Source organism: Nostoc sp. UIC 10607 (assembly GCF_047228265.1).
GTDB classification, from domain to species: domain Bacteria; phylum Cyanobacteriota; class Cyanobacteriia; order Cyanobacteriales; family Nostocaceae; genus Nostoc; species Nostoc foliaceum_A.
Map to the genome: position 1 here is coordinate 1 of NZ_JBIQNW010000219.1, position 812 is coordinate 812.

Sequence of the window (812 nt, forward strand, 5' to 3'; positions counted from 1 at the left end):
TAAAAGCCAAGCGCACATCCTCTTCTAATTCTGCCGCCCATGAAATCTCGGTATAAGTAAATAAGTTTTTCAACTCAGCAACTAAATATTCCGATGTTCCCCCACCAATAATTACTTGCTGAATATCAACAGGAATATTCATACTCAGCCAAATAGATACTTTATTCCAGTATTCTTTCCGAGACAACTCCGCTACTTCAACAATTTGTGCTACTTCCTCAGCTTTAAACTCAGCATTCTTACTCCGAGCCAAGGTGTTAAAGTATCTCGGTTTTAACGCTGAACCTGATAGATGAACAGCCTTTAACAAATCATGTAAGTTCTGTCCTGATGTTCGGCTTTTGATTCTCTCCAGCATCCAGGCTAAACCCAAACCTTCTGTTTTTCCAGTTGATATACCCCGCTCAAAGATTACGGCTGATATATCCCGAAAACCCAGCATCACCACAGCAATGTTCACTTTATTAAAGTCTGTGCCGAGTTTTTTACTTCGCGTCAATACCAGTCCCCCACCCTCCGGCAAACACTGAAAGCTGATCAGATTTACACAAAATTGTTGACCTCGAAAGCTAAAGCTAGACAGTGCCTTGGTTAAACCCATCTCCAATCTTTCCCTGTCTTCCCACTCCCCATAAGGCAACAGCAGTCCCAACGATAAATCAAGGTTGGACTTCAATCCTTCTCTAATCGCTATTGCCCCCACTGCTGCTAAAGTTTTTGGAATCGCGTTCTCATACTTGAGTTCTAAAAAATTGATTCGCGCTTCAAAATACTTTTGGGCCAAAAACCCAACCGCATAATACTCTCCGTTG

Annotated in this window: 1 protein-coding gene; it reads right to left on the reverse strand. The window is 42.0% G+C overall.

What is annotated here, in order from left to right:
* A partial coding sequence (locus tag ACEYW6_RS36495) for a hypothetical protein (protein WP_412983653.1) occupies positions 1-812 on the reverse strand: 812 nt, incomplete at both ends.